Raw genomic sequence first — 12830 nt, 5'->3', positions numbered from 1 at the left:
TTAGTATTATTCCTTGACCCCAAATTGGTAAAGGGTTGATTCTTGGTAGGTTTGACCAGGATGTAATAGTGTCGGTGGAAATTTAGGATGATTAACTGAATCAGCAAAATGTTGGGTTTCTAAAGCAACACCATGTCGAAATTTCATGGGCCTTCCTTGTTTCCCTTTAGCGCTACCATTCATAAAATTTCCTGTGTAAACATGTAAACCCGGCTGAGTGGTTAATACATCTAGTGTTCGACCACTATCTGGATCATGTAATTGTGCTTGTTGACGCAACTTACCATCATATTGTGAAAATACCCAAGTATGGTCAAAACCACCGTAGGTTTTATCAACGCCACCCGCCAGTTTAAGTTGCGCGTTAGCAGTGGTTAGGCTTTGATGCAAAGTCCGGGCATTCGATAAATCAAAAGGGGTATCGGCTACAGACACCAATTGCCCAGTAGGCAATAATCCCTCTTTAACCTCTACTATACTATCGGCAGCTATGCGCAATTGATGTTGTTCTACATCCCGTTTTTGGTTGCCGGTTAAGTTAAAATAAATATGTGAAATAAGGTTAACCGGAGTGATTTTATCACTGGTAGCACTGTAACTTATTTTAAAGCCGTTGTTATTATCTAAACTAAAAACGACTTTGGCACTTAGGTTACCGGGATACCCTTCTTCACCGTCCTGAGACAAGTAAAACATTTCAACCTGATTTCCTAGCTGCTGAGCTCGCCACAATTTTTTGTTAAATCCCTTTTCACCGCCGTGTAAATGGTTGCCTTTATTTCCCCCTGTTGATTTAACGCTTAATTGAATAGTTTCCTGGTCAATATCAAAGCGCCCATTGGCAATACGATTTGCAAAACGCCCCACTGTTGCGCCATTAAAACAACAATCGTCTATATACTCTTTAGCTGTGTCGTAACCTAAAATAACATCTTCAAATTTCGCGTTTTTGTCGGGTACTAAAATAGAAGTGACATAAGCGCCCCAATTCGTCACGCTTACCTGCATTCCCTTGGCGTTTTTAAATGTAAAACGCTGAATTTTTTGACCTTTGAATTGCCCCCATATCTCTTCGGTTATTGTCACTTGAGGTACTTTTATTTTACTTTGAGCACCCGATGACGTTTGACTGTAGGCGCTCCATGGCAGGCTCATTATTAATAAAAAAACACTGAATCGAAAACCACGCCCCATTTTATACAAATAAGATAAAACATCGTTAGGCAAAAATAACATCATCAAAATTACGCTCAATCATATCGCTAAGTATTTGAATACTATACGACAAAAGGTAAAGTAACACCACATAAATGAAATCGGTTTACCTCACTAATAAAACCTACGATTAGAACGGCATAAATTCAAACCCTAGATAGAATTTGATATTGGACAAAGTATTTGCTTTACCCTTTGACTTAGAAAGTTCACCTCACTTTGAGATAAAAATAAACTTCTAGACTTACCAAAAAACACATCAACAATGGTGACTCTAGTTGTAACTTGCTTATGCCAACGAGCAATTCTCAGGTGTGAAAATTACTTATGACTCATTTCGCTAACAATAAACGGAAAAAACTTAGCGGATATCGAACCTATACAGTGGCTACAAGCGGATTTGTCGCAAACGGTGGAGACGGATACGAAATTTTCACCACAGGCACACTTGTCAGCTACGATAAAATGATGTCTGAAGTTTTATTAGATGGATTTAAAACCATGACCCCTATTCGATTGCCTTCCCTAGACAGGCAAATTGATATTAGCCTGTAACCGTTATACATCACATAAATTTGGCCGCGATTGCGGCCAATGTATTAGTCAAAGAAAAGTCAAAAATACCAGTTACAGGCTAAGTCTCATAACCATTGGGGTTATTCGACTGCCAGCGCCACGTGTCTTCCATCATGTCTTGTAGCGATCGTTTTGCATGCCAATTGAGTTGATCACGGGCCTTTTGTGCGTTAGCCCAAAAGGCAGGTAAATCGCCAGCACGCCTTGGGGAGACTTCATAAGCAATGGTTTTATTGGCCGCTTTTTCAAAAGCAGTAACAATTTCAAATACCGATATGCCATTACCTGTACCTAGATTAAAGGCCTCAACGCCAGTAAAATCAGCGTGGCTACTTAACCAGTCTAATGCGGCTACGTGTCCTTCAGCTAAGTCTAAAACGTGCAAATAATCTCGTTCGCAGCTGCCATCTTCAGTATCGTAATCGTCACCAAAAATGCTTAATTTATCTCTTTTACCTACCGCGACTTGGGCAACAAAAGGTAATAAATTATTAGGTATACCTTTGGGATCTTCGCCAATCAAACCACTTGGGTGGGCGCCAATAGGATTAAAGTAGCGTAATGAGACACCCCTAAAATGGCTATTTGCCAAGGCTTGATCTGCCATTATGCGTTCAACCATGACTTTGCTAGCGCCATAAGCACTGGCTGGTGTGCCCAACTTCATGGTTTCGACATAGGGAACAGCATTTTCTTCACCATAGACTGTGGCTGATGAGCTAAAAATAAAATTATGAACCTGATGTTTTTCCATCACTTCCAATAAACAAACCGAGCCATGAACGTTATTTTGAAAATAACTCAGCGGAATTTTACCAGACTCACCCACCGCCTTTAATGCCGCAAAATGAATCACCGCATCTATCTTATGTTGCTTAAATACAGAATCTAATTTCGCCACATCACGAATATCCCCTTCTACTAACTCAACCTGTTTTTGGGTGAGTTGTTGTACTCGGGTTAAAGACTCTTCACTGGAGTTACAAAAGTTGTCATACACCACCACTTGATGCCCACTTTGCAACAAACATAAAACCGTATGGGAGCCAATATACCCTGCTCCACCTGTTACTAAGACTTTCATTTAATGACCTTTTATAAGTTAAACATCAGTAATAAATTAGAAATCGAGTGACTTAACAGATTAAATCAACGATTAAAGGCACCGTCGGTTGCAACACATACGTAGACCTGTTCTTTCAATCCGGTTTGTTGCTGATAGGTTGCGGCTATCTTTTGCGTGACTGCATCAACTAAATACTTGGGAGCTAATGCAATAACACAGCCTCCGAAACCACCACCTGTCATTCGCACGCCACCTTCAGAGCCTAACTGTGCGGCAATAGTGTCTACTAAGAAATCTATCTCTGGTGTGGATATCTCAAAGTCATTTTTTAAAGAAAGATGTGACTGCGCCATGAGTTGGCTCATTTTTTCCATATCATTATTTTGCAATGCCGTTAATGCTGACTCGGTACGGGTATTTTCCGTAATCACATGTTTAGCCCGTTTCACGAGTTCAGCTTCGAGGTCATTTTCAGCGGCTAAAAGTTGCTCTAAAGTCACGTCTCTTAGTGCCGGCTTATCAAAATGACTCGCCACCGCTTCACACTGCTTTCGACGAGTGTTGTATTCGCTGTCAACCAAACCTCTTTTTACATTGGAATTAACGATTAGCAGAGCCATATTTTCGGGAATCGGAGCGTGCTCGAAAGTCAGACTTCTACAATCTAACAACATGGCGTTGTTTTCTTTACCCAGTGCTGAAATAAGCTGATCCATGATCCCGCAATTACAACCGACAAAATTGTTTTCGGCGTCCTGTCCCATTAATGCCGCTTGTATGCCATCTAAATCAATAGCGTTTAATGCGGCGAAGGTTTTTAATATGGCTATCTCGAAACTAGCAGAAGAGCTCAGCCCCGCCCCTTGGGGAACGTTACCTGTCACAACCAAATCAGCTCCTGTAATATTTGGATAGGCTTTTAATAACGCCAATAACGTACCGCCAATATAATTAGCCCACATTTTATTTTCGTTAAAGCTGATATCATCAAGTGAAAATTCAACGGTTTCATTATCACAATCAACGGCTAACACCCGAACCAATTTATCGTCACGCTGAGTGGCAGCGATGTCGGTACCAAAATTGATAGCGGCTGGTAATACAAATCCGTCATTGTAATCAGTGTGATCGCCAATCAAGTTGACACGACCCGGACCATGAATAACTTGTTGTGGATCACTACCAAAATGCGCGCGGTACTGTTGGCTGACTAATTCAATTTGACTCATGGTTTATGCTCCGCGTTTTGTTCTTGAGAGTGACTGGCTGCTTTATAATGCACTGTAGATACTGATTTTAATCTTGTGGCGGCTTGCTCAGCGGTTAGATCACGCTGTGACTCTGCCATCATTTCATAACCCACCATAAATTTACGCACAGTAGCTGAACGTAACAAAGGAGGGAAAAAGCTCGCATGAAGTGTCCACTCTGGATGTGCTTCGCCATCATATGGTGCGCCATGCCACCCCATCGAATACGGAAACGACGTATTAAATAAGTTGTCATAACGAATAGTGATTTGTTGTAAAATATCCGCTAGCGAAACTTGTTGCTTAGCGGTCAAATCAGTCATACGTTGCACTGCAAAGCGCGGTAGTAATAAGGTTTCAAATGGCCAAGCCGCCCAATAAGGCACCACCACCATCCAATCGTCATTACTTACCACTACTCGCTCTTGAGACTCGAATTCACGTATAGCGTAGTCTTGTAAAAGGTTGCTACCATGCTCTGCCAGATAGGCCGATTGTGCATTTTGTTTTTTAGTCACTAGAGTAGGAAGTTGTTGCTGAGCCCAAATTTGTCCGTGAGGATGTGGATTTGAACACCCCATTACCGCGCCTTTATTTTCGAATACTTGTACCCAGTTGTAGGTTTTACCAATTTCTTCACATTGATCTTGCCAGGTTTTAACCACTTCAGTGATTTCTTCAACAGTGAGTTCAGGCAAGGTTTTACTGTGATCGGGAGAAAAACAAATCACTCGGCTTTCACCTTGCTCTGTGGCCATTTTAAACAAAGGATCATCTGTTTCGAAAATTGGCGTATCACTTTTTAAGGCGGCAAAATCATTGGGAAATACAAAAGTATTTTTGTACTTTTGATTCACCTCGCCATTGATACGCGTATTACCAGGACACAAAAAACATGTTGGGTCGTAGCTAGGTTTTTGCTCTTCATCTAATGCTTCAACTTGACCTTGCCACGGACGTTTAGCACGGTGTGGAGAGACTAATATCCATTCATTAATGAGCGGATTATAGCGGCGATGTGGATGTTCAGTGGGATCAAAAACTTCACTCATAAAGGGCTACCTAGGTTGATATTTTGACACAGGGTAAACGTTTACCTTATTAACTGCAAGATCAAATGTACAAATAGTAAAACACTCCCTACAAAGGCTTACATAGCTATATTTATTAGTCACATTCAAAATGTAAACGTTTAGACTTTATTCATTAATCGATTCAAGATACTATCTTTGTATCAAAGACCAATAAGTAAACTATGGCTACCATAAAAGATGTTGCTAAAAAGGCTGGTGTATCAACAGCTACTGTCTCCCGCGTAGTGAACAACGGGCCCAAAGTAGGCGACAAAACCAGAGCCAGAGTGTTAGCTATTATGGCGCAACTCGGTTACCACCCAAATGAAAACGCTCGAGCCTTGGTCACCAAAAAGAGTCAATCATTAGGTGTTGTTATTCCAGATTTAACCGATCCGTTTTTTGCATCACTTGCTAACGGTGTCGACAAAATCGCGCGACAAAATAATATGCAATTGTTGCTCAGTACGGGCTCAATCAGCGAAGAGTCAGAACGCCAAGCCATTAGTTTTTTATTAGAACGTAGATGTGAATCTATTGTGGTGCACAGCAAGAAACTCAGTGACCAAGAAATCATTGAGTTCGCAAACAAAATACCCGGCCTTGTTTTGATTGACCGCTTTATTCAAGAAATAGCAGATAAGTGTATTTGGTTAGATAACCAAGAAGGCGGCAAAATTGCAGCACGACATTTGTTATCCTTAGGTCACAAACAATTGGCCTGTATTTCCAGTAAATATAAAATCGACGACCCCGCTTTACGCTTTAAAGGCTTTAGAAACGAACTGACCGAGTCCGGGTTATCTTTATTGGCGCATCACATTGTTGAAGATGAACCCAATTTACAAGGAGGCGAAGTTGCTACCCAAAAACTACTCGCCAGTGATACTAAGTTCGACGCAATATTTGTATACAACGATGCCATGGCCATTGGTGCCATTTCTACTTTGGAAGACAATGGTTTTAAAGTGCCCATAGATGTATCAGTAATAGGGTTTGATGACGTATTATTGTCTAGATACTCACGCCCTAAGTTAACTACGCTACACTACCCCATTGAAGAAATGGCTGAATTTGCCGCTCAGCTAGCCTTAGGAAAAATATCCGCGCCGGCGACTGAACAAGGTAACGGCCATAAGTACATACCTAGATTAGTAAAGCGTGAATCTACCTCACTTAAAACCTAATAAACTTCAAATATCGCTGCTTCACTAGAGAATAACGGCCCTTTCACCAAATAACTAAATTTTGATACTAAGCTACTCATTTAGCGTTTCTAAGCATTTTTATTAGCATATAAATGATATTTTATGCGCCATTGCTGACAGTACTGTGAGTACTGATTGTGATTAAATTTACCCTGTACTTAACTCTATAGAATTCACTATCATGATCAAATCAAAAGCAGTTATTTCAGATGGCAACGGACAGTATCACCTTGATAACATCGAAGTGGGTGAATGTGCCGATGACGAAGTATTAATCAAAATAGCGGCTGCAGGTATATGCCACACCGATTGGGATTCCATACAAACTTGGAACAAACCTTTTATTGTGGGTCATGAAGGAGCTGGTTGGGTACAGGCTGTTGGTAGTAAAGTTACAAAGGTCGCTGTGGGTGATAAAGTTATTTTGAATTGGGCCATTCCCTGCGGCGAATGTTTCCAATGCCGAGAAGGTAACGTACATATATGCGAAACCAACTCACCTGTTTGCGGCTGCGGTTTAGCCGGTCATGCGAAAATAGAGTCTTCTACTCACAACCAGCAACCTATTGAGCGTTCTTTTCATCTAGGTACTATGAGTGAATATGCCATAGTTAAACAAGCTGCAGTGGTTAAGCTTAATCATGAGATCCCTTTTGCAGCCGCATCTATTATTGGTTGTGGTGTGATGACCGGATGGGGCTCTGTGGTCAATGCCGCGAATGTCAAAGCCGGCGCTTCGGTTTGTGTAATCGGTTGCGGTGGCGTAGGACTTAACGCTATTCAGGGCGCAAAAAATTCCGGAGCGGCCAAAATTATTGCCATTGATATTAGCGAAGACAGACTTGCTCAAGCCAAAGAATTTGGCGCGACTCACGGTATTATTGCAAGCAAAGACGACACCGATTTTATCGATGTAAAAGCGCAAGTAAGAGCATTAACCCATGGCCGAGGTGCTGATTATGCGTTCGAGTGCACCGCTATCCCCGCATTAGGCTCCGCCCCTTTAGCCTTAATTAGAAGCGCCGGTACCGCAGTACAAGTGAGTGGTATAGAGCAACGCATCGATTTTGATTGTGAACTATTTGAATGGGACAAAATTTATATCAACCCGCTTTATGGGATGTGTAATCCAGAACGAGACTTTACGCGGATCCTCGATCTTTACCAGCAAGGCGAATTAAAGCTCGAAGAGCTGGTCACTAAAACTTATAAAATCGAAGATATCGCCGAAGGATTTGATGACCTGTTACACGGTCGTATCGCTAAAGGTGTAGTAGTTTTTGAGCATCATGAGTTTTTCGAGCCAAACGAGTACTAAGTCACTATGTCCATAATACGAATAGAACAATCCAATCCAAAATATTCCCGCGACAACACCATGACGCTGACACTTAACTCTACACACATAGGCGGACGCCAAGATGTCACTGTCTATAACCCCTATAGTCAAGCTAGAGATTTACCCGTGGTTATTCTACTTCACGGAGTCTACGGAAATAACTGGGTATGGATGGACTTAGGTGGTGCACACTTTGTCTATGAACAACTGCGTCAGCAAGGGTTATCGGAATTTGTGTTAGTCATGCCATCCGATGGCGGCATCTGGGAAGGCTCGGCTTATTTACCTTTACAAGACCAAGGCAATTTCGAAAAATGGATAGTTGAAGATGTGCTAGAAGGTGTACAAACCACAGTAGATGCTGTAAGCAAACACAGTAATTTATATATTAGTGGTTTATCTATGGGAGGCTATGGCGCGCTGCGTTTAGGCGCAAAATATGCCAGCAAATTTAACGGTATTTCGGCACATTCTGCGATTACCAAAGTAGCGGATTTGAGACTGTTTACCGAAACGCCATTAGCAAAGTATCAAACTCTGGAAGAGCACGAATCCGACATTGTTTATTGGTGCAAAAAAAATCAAGCCCAACTACCACCTTTGCGATTTGATTGTGGCAAACAAGATCAATTATTAAGCAGTAACCAACAGCTCGCAGCGGCTTTTACCGACGCTAACATTCTTCATCGGTTTACGGAGTATGACGGTGGCCATGAGTGGCTGTACTGGCATCAGCATTTGAAGACCACTTTATGCTTTTTCGATACGCTTGAGCAGAATCCAAAAAGAGCATAATTATGATATTTTTAACTTAATTAGTAGCATTAATTACACTTTAACTACATTAGAATAACATTGTAAGCGGTATAAACCACAATAAATATACGTTGAGAACTTCATGAATAACAGTGATATGAACGACCCTTTTGAACAGGCCAGAATCGACCAGGGCTATGCACAAGTCAGCGATCAAGACGACCCTGTTACCATGGTGTTAAGACTAAAAGACGTCAGAAAGTGCGCACACAACACCAAAACATTTAGCTCCCAGGATATCCCGGGCCGTATAGTGGTTCCTTCAGAAGTTAATATTCGTACAACTAGGCAAATACCCTTTGAGGTCGATCCTCCGATGCACAAAGGATACCGAGCCTTGCTAGATCCATGGTTTAAAAGACCGTTACAAGATGAGTATAAAGAACAACTTAACAACCAGATTAGTGACTTACTGGATGTGGTATTAAACCGTGAACCTGTTGAAGTAATCGAACAGTTTTCTTTGGTGCTTCAATCACGAGCGTTAACCCTACTACTTAACACGCCGTTCGAAGATTCTGAACGATGGATTAGTTGGGGTACTCATGTTTTTCGAAGTGAAGGAGAAGCATTAGACGGCGATAAAGCACAAGTTCTTTATGATTATATCGATGCAGAAATTGAGCGCGCCATTGCCACCCCGTCAGACGATCTTTATTCGGTATTATTAGCCGCAGAAGTAGACGGCAAAAAACTCACTAAAGAAGAAGTTAAAGGTGTCATTGTATTAACTTTCTCTGGTGGTCGAGATACCGTTATCAATGCCGTCTCAAACACTATAGCCTATTTCGCTGAGCATCCTGAATCATTACAACGTTTGCGTGACGAGCCTGAAATTCGTGGCCGCGCCATTGAAGAGTTCATTCGCTATTTTTCACCTCTTACACACATGGGCCGAGTCGTCACAGAAGATACCCAAGTATGCGAACATGCAGCCAAAGCGGATAGTCGTATATCTTTGTGCTGGGCCTCGGCAAACCGCGATGCATCGGTTTTTGAGACGCCAAACGAGGTCGTGCTAGATCGTAAAATGAATCCCCATGTGGGATTTGGGTTTGGTCACCACAATTGTTTAGGGGCAACCCATGCCAGACAAATTCTGAGTACCTTAATCAATGTGCTGTGCGACAAAGTACAGTCTATCGATTTGTTGGACGCCGAAGACAATATCGAACAGTGGGATGAATTTAAACGTAAGGTAGGGTATCACCGCCTGAATGTTCGATTTAATCCCAAATAACCCATACTTACCATTCATGCTTGCGGGTATTGAGTGACAAAAACTACATTAACACCGAGGTAAATAACATGGCAAAAATTACATTTATTACACAAGACGACGAGAACATTGTTCTGGAAGCTGACTCTGGTTCTGTGATGGCATTGGCTGTCGAAAACGGTGTAAGTGGTATTGACGGTGATTGTGGTGGCGTATGTTCTTGCGCAACTTGTCATGTGCACGTCAATCCTGACCACGTGAATCAAACCGGTGAAGCCAGTGAAATTGAAAAAGACATGCTGGAACTCGATGACAATGCTAACGAATACAGCCGTCTTTGCTGCCAAATAGAGATCAGTGAAAAGCTTGATGGCTTGATTTTAACCGTCGCTAATTAAGGTAAGTCTGATGTCTGACATGCAAACGTTAAATGGTAACTGCATTATAATTGGCGCAAGCCACGCGGGTGTGAATGCTGCTTTTGCTTTACGTAAAGAAGGTTGGCAAGGTGCGATCACTGTTTTTGATACCGATCCTACCTTACCTTATCACCGCCCTCCGTTATCTAAAGCCTATTTAACAAGCGATGATGGCATCGAAAAGAATCTGCTGAAAGCTGAACAAAGCTATGAAAAGAATCAAATCAGCTTAAGTTTAGGCATCAAAATCACGTCGATAGACCGTAAAAAACAGCTCATTCACTGCGATGATGGTGAGCAGCATAGCTACAACAAACTCATTATTGCCACAGGTGCACGGCCTTTTATTCCCCCTATCAAGGGCATAGACAGCGCCCATCAACTCTATCCATTACGTACCGCTGAGGATGTTAATCACATCCGCCAGGCAATGTTAAGTAGCAGTAATAAGCGAGTAGTCATTATTGGTGGTGGTTATATTGGCCTAGAAACCGCCGCATCCTTAAAAAAAATGGGTGCTAATGTCACCGTACTAGAACGTGAATCACGGATTTTAGCTCGGGTCACCGCTCCTATAATGTCGGACTATTTTCAACAACTACATCATGAACATGGCGTCGAAGTGTTCACCGCTAAAGATGTGACTAGCATCGAAACAAAGGATGATTCAAATACTGTTATCTGCGCCGATGGTAGCCACTACCCCGCAGATATTATCATTGTTGGTGTGGGTATTCGGGTCAATACTGAGCTTGCCTTAGAAGCAGGTCTGGACATTGAAAATGGTATAAAAGTAGATAATGCTGCCAGAACCAATGATAAAGATATTTACGCCATTGGCGATTGCAGCTTTCATCACAATCCGCACTACAATCGTTTGATTCGTTTAGAATCGGTGCAAAACGCCGTTGATCAAGCCAAAGTTGCGGCTGCATCTATTTGCGGCAAAGACGTCACTTACGACACCTTACCGTGGTTTTGGTCGGATCAATATGATGTCAAATTACAGATGGTTGGCCTATCTAGCGGATACACCAAGGTGGTAATACGTAAAGAAACAGACGATGAGCGTAAGTTTTCAGTGTGGTATTTTTACCATGAGCGACTATTGTCGGTAGACACAATCAACCACGCCAAAGCCTATGTGGTGGGAACTAAACTCATTAAAAGCGGTGCTGTTATCGATCAAAACAAACTGGCCGATAGCCGTATAACCTTACATCCCGATAACCTTATCTAATATGACTTGAGGGGACGAATGAGGCACTGATGCTTCTCAATGTAGGATTCAAGCAAATATAGTTGACACTATCAACCAAAATAATTATAGTAGACATTATCAACTATAATTATTTGGATGCTGTTGTGCAACTTAAGTTAAAAAAAGCATTGGTTTTGCTTCCGATTATGCTCAGCTTAATCGGTACCATAACTGGAATAATGAGCTATGTTAATTTGGCTCCTGAACAGCACTTTTTACAAGCCTGGTTAAATGCCTTTGTGTTTGCATTTTTGGTGATGTTGCCAAGTGGTGCGTTAATATTTGCTGCAATACATAAATTGGTAAATAGCCTGTTTGTAAGAATGCCAAGCCTATATAAAAAGCTACTGCAAGGGATCTTAATGGCGGTGGTAATGGAGTCCATTCTGGCCATTGTGACTACTGCAATTAATCATGACTTTGGCAGTATTAGCCACTTCACCACTACGGTCATCACTAGTTTCTTGTACGCCTTACCCATAGGTCTTGGTTTTGCTTGTTTGATGACCTTTGTGTTACATCCAAAGCTTGAAACCTTTTTTACTGATCCGCAAGCTTAACCAATAATTTAGGAGATAATAATAGGCCCCAAGATGCGCATGACACAAGTCTCGTCAGTGAGTGATATTTCGCCTCATATGAAACGTATTATCGTTACCGGAAATGAACTCAAAGACTTTCCTTCCGATAAAAAAAGCGCTCATACACTATTAAAGAATTTGATCGACAAAGTATGCAGCTAACACTAGATTTTGCCGTTAACGATCACCAAGGTTTAGCGAGTAATTGGGCATCCAACGCAGTGCCAGGGGATCATCTTGGAATTGCCGGTCCAGGTGGCAGCAAACACCCCGACTTATACGCTGAGTCTCATTTGATGTTTGGTGATATCACTGCTCTACCTGCCATTGCAGATATTAGAACTTATGCCCGACAATGCCAAAGGTGAAGTGTGGATCCAAGTACCTGAAGAACTAGATAAACAAAATCTAGTGGCCCCAGCCAATATGCTAATCAACTGGCTAGTAACGCCCGATAAATTAACTGGCGATTTTTTATTAGCACTAAGCTCACAAACAACGAACTTGAATAATACAGCTATTTTTATCGCGGCAGAAGCCTGCGTAGTGAAACAACTTAAAGCCCATCTTAACGAACACTGTCATTACGACAAACCCAAGCTATACGCCAGTGCCTATTGGAATAGAAAAAAATAGACATCGCCAGTCCGCTAGAATTAAACGTTTTGTTAAAAGCCAAGTTTGGTTTTAGCGTAGTTTCATTCCACTCTTTTACTAAAAATAAAGCGGCCAAATCCCAATCAAATCAAGTGCAACACAAACATTGTTTACAATAAACATTTAACACCATAGAATAGATGCAACTTT

At 41.7% G+C, this 12830-nt stretch carries 14 protein-coding genes; 10 read left to right on the top strand and 4 right to left on the bottom strand.

What is annotated here, in order from left to right; all coding sequences use genetic code 11:
* Positions 1 to 6 precede the first annotated feature (6 nt).
* A complete protein-coding gene (locus tag ABJK37_RS03740; RefSeq protein ID WP_348350259.1) occupies positions 7 to 1239 on the bottom strand; it encodes an aldose epimerase family protein in 1233 nt (410 codons plus the stop codon).
* 303 nt (positions 1240 to 1542) lie between these two features.
* Between ABJK37_RS03740 and ABJK37_RS03735 the strand changes: the two genes are divergently transcribed.
* A complete protein-coding gene (locus ABJK37_RS03735) occupies positions 1543 to 1770 on the top strand; it encodes a hypothetical protein (RefSeq protein ID WP_348350257.1) in 228 nt (75 codons plus the stop codon).
* A gap of 79 nt (positions 1771 to 1849) precedes the next feature.
* On the opposite strand, the gene galE is transcribed toward ABJK37_RS03735, so the two are convergent.
* The 3 genes from galE to ABJK37_RS03720 form a co-directional block, all read right to left on the bottom strand.
* Positions 1850 to 2875, bottom strand: coding sequence for a UDP-glucose 4-epimerase GalE (gene galE, locus ABJK37_RS03730; protein WP_348350255.1), 1026 nt, complete (start codon positions 2873 to 2875; stop codon positions 1850 to 1852).
* A gap of 65 nt (positions 2876 to 2940) precedes the next feature.
* Complete coding sequence (galK, locus tag ABJK37_RS03725; protein ID WP_348350253.1) at positions 2941 to 4086, bottom strand: galactokinase; 1146 nt, start codon at positions 4084 to 4086, stop codon at positions 2941 to 2943.
* Positions 4083 to 5159: a UDP-glucose--hexose-1-phosphate uridylyltransferase gene (locus tag ABJK37_RS03720; protein ID WP_348350251.1), complete on the bottom strand. Its 1077-nt coding sequence runs from the start codon at positions 5157 to 5159 to the stop codon at positions 4083 to 4085. Before ABJK37_RS03720 ends, galK begins: the two co-directional genes overlap by 4 nt.
* Before the next feature lie 203 nt (positions 5160 to 5362).
* On the opposite strand from ABJK37_RS03720, the gene ABJK37_RS03715 reads away from it, so the two are divergent.
* The 9 genes from ABJK37_RS03715 to ABJK37_RS03675 all read left to right on the top strand — a co-directional run bounded on the left by ABJK37_RS03715 (position 5363) and on the right by ABJK37_RS03675 (position 12659).
* Entirely contained in the window at positions 5363 to 6367 is a 1005-nt protein-coding gene (locus ABJK37_RS03715) for a LacI family DNA-binding transcriptional regulator (RefSeq protein WP_348350249.1), read from the top strand.
* Positions 6368 to 6569: 202 nt separating this feature from the next.
* Positions 6570 to 7706 (top strand): Zn-dependent alcohol dehydrogenase, encoded by a 1137-nt coding sequence (locus tag ABJK37_RS03710; RefSeq protein ID WP_348350247.1) that lies wholly within the window; start codon positions 6570 to 6572, stop codon positions 7704 to 7706.
* Between the two features lie 6 nt (positions 7707 to 7712).
* Complete coding sequence (locus tag ABJK37_RS03705; RefSeq protein WP_348350245.1) at positions 7713 to 8522, top strand: alpha/beta hydrolase-fold protein; 810 nt, start codon at positions 7713 to 7715, stop codon at positions 8520 to 8522.
* Between the two features lie 103 nt (positions 8523 to 8625).
* Complete coding sequence (locus tag ABJK37_RS03700) at positions 8626 to 9783, top strand: cytochrome P450 (RefSeq protein ID WP_348350243.1); 1158 nt, start codon at positions 8626 to 8628, stop codon at positions 9781 to 9783.
* Between the two features lie 68 nt (positions 9784 to 9851).
* Entirely contained in the window at positions 9852 to 10160 is a 309-nt protein-coding gene (locus ABJK37_RS03695; protein WP_348350241.1) for a 2Fe-2S iron-sulfur cluster-binding protein, read from the top strand.
* 10 nt (positions 10161 to 10170) lie between these two features.
* Complete coding sequence (locus tag ABJK37_RS03690) at positions 10171 to 11421, top strand: FAD-dependent oxidoreductase (RefSeq protein WP_348350239.1); 1251 nt, start codon at positions 10171 to 10173, stop codon at positions 11419 to 11421.
* 125 nt (positions 11422 to 11546) lie between these two features.
* Entirely contained in the window at positions 11547 to 12002 is a 456-nt protein-coding gene (locus tag ABJK37_RS03685) for a DUF2798 domain-containing protein (protein ID WP_348350237.1), read from the top strand.
* A gap of 173 nt (positions 12003 to 12175) precedes the next feature.
* Positions 12176 to 12391: a siderophore-interacting protein gene (locus ABJK37_RS03680; protein WP_348350235.1), complete on the top strand. Its 216-nt coding sequence runs from the start codon at positions 12176 to 12178 to the stop codon at positions 12389 to 12391.
* Complete coding sequence (locus tag ABJK37_RS03675; RefSeq protein ID WP_348350233.1) at positions 12369 to 12659, top strand: SIP domain-containing protein; 291 nt, start codon at positions 12369 to 12371, stop codon at positions 12657 to 12659. The genes ABJK37_RS03680 and ABJK37_RS03675 overlap by 23 nt, the downstream gene beginning before the upstream one ends.
* The last annotated feature ends 171 nt before the right edge of the window (positions 12660 to 12830 follow it).

The organism is Paraglaciecola sp. (assembly GCF_039964565.1).
Taxonomy (GTDB): Bacteria; Pseudomonadota; Gammaproteobacteria; order Enterobacterales; family Alteromonadaceae; genus Paraglaciecola.
This window is presented reverse-complemented; position numbering and strand designations above follow the sequence as displayed.

Coding starts and splice junctions, on each gene's coding strand:
- ABJK37_RS03740 (WP_348350259.1), bottom strand. CDS start 1,239: ATGATGTTATTTTTGCCTAACGATGTTTTATCTTATTTGTATAAAATG.
- ABJK37_RS03735 (WP_348350257.1), top strand. CDS start 1,543: ATGACTCATTTCGCTAACAATAAACGGAAAAAACTTAGCGGATATCGA.
- galE (WP_348350255.1), bottom strand. CDS start 2,875: ATGAAAGTCTTAGTAACAGGTGGAGCAGGGTATATTGGCTCCCATACG.
- galK (WP_348350253.1), bottom strand. CDS start 4,086: ATGAGTCAAATTGAATTAGTCAGCCAACAGTACCGCGCGCATTTTGGT.
- ABJK37_RS03720 (WP_348350251.1), bottom strand. CDS start 5,159: ATGAGTGAAGTTTTTGATCCCACTGAACATCCACATCGCCGCTATAAT.
- ABJK37_RS03715 (WP_348350249.1), top strand. CDS start 5,363: ATGGCTACCATAAAAGATGTTGCTAAAAAGGCTGGTGTATCAACAGCT.
- ABJK37_RS03710 (WP_348350247.1), top strand. CDS start 6,570: ATGATCAAATCAAAAGCAGTTATTTCAGATGGCAACGGACAGTATCAC.
- ABJK37_RS03705 (WP_348350245.1), top strand. CDS start 7,713: ATGTCCATAATACGAATAGAACAATCCAATCCAAAATATTCCCGCGAC.
- ABJK37_RS03700 (WP_348350243.1), top strand. CDS start 8,626: ATGAATAACAGTGATATGAACGACCCTTTTGAACAGGCCAGAATCGAC.
- ABJK37_RS03695 (WP_348350241.1), top strand. CDS start 9,852: ATGGCAAAAATTACATTTATTACACAAGACGACGAGAACATTGTTCTG.
- ABJK37_RS03690 (WP_348350239.1), top strand. CDS start 10,171: ATGTCTGACATGCAAACGTTAAATGGTAACTGCATTATAATTGGCGCA.
- ABJK37_RS03680 (WP_348350235.1), top strand. CDS start 12,176: ATGCAGCTAACACTAGATTTTGCCGTTAACGATCACCAAGGTTTAGCG.
- ABJK37_RS03675 (WP_348350233.1), top strand. CDS start 12,369: ATGCCCGACAATGCCAAAGGTGAAGTGTGGATCCAAGTACCTGAAGAA.